Below are 527 nucleotides of genomic sequence, written 5' to 3' on the forward strand. Positions count from 1 at the left end.
TGGGCGCGCTCCAGCCCGAATGAAACCGTCAACATTGCTGTGATGGGCCTTAACGGGCGCGGCGGGGCGCTGATGGAAGGCTTTGCCAAATTGCCAAATGTTAACGTCGCGACAATCTGCGACATTGACGAAAACCTGTTCCCCAAAGCTCTCGGCGATCTCGAAAAAGCCTGTGGCAAACGCGCCAAAACGGAAACCGATATTCGCCGTGTCCTCGACAACAAAGACATTGACGCCATCGCCGTTGCCGCGCCGAATCACTGGCACGCACTGGCAACGATTTGGGGCTGTCAGGCGGGCAAAGACGTCTACGTTGAAAAGCCCGTTTCGTGGTCAATCACCGAAGGCCGCCGCATGATTGAGGCGGCGCGCAAATACGAACGCATCGTGCAGACTGGCACGCAGAATCGCAGCCGTCCGCTGATCCAAGCAGCAGTGGATTATTTGCACGCTGGCAAGCTCGGTAAAATTTATCAGATTCGCTGTCTTGTCCTGCGTCCGCGCGACAGCATCGGCCACAAAGTGAA

1 protein-coding gene is annotated in these 527 nt (G+C 56.5%); it reads left to right on the forward strand.

Features of this window, described 5'->3' with window-relative positions:
• On the forward strand, positions 1 to 527 hold a 527-nt coding region (locus JNK74_30170), incomplete at both ends, for a Gfo/Idh/MocA family oxidoreductase (protein ID MBL7650436.1).

The sequence above is a fragment of the Candidatus Hydrogenedentota bacterium genome (assembly GCA_016791475.1).
Taxonomy (GTDB): domain Bacteria; phylum Hydrogenedentota; class Hydrogenedentia; order Hydrogenedentales; family JAEUWI01; genus JAEUWI01.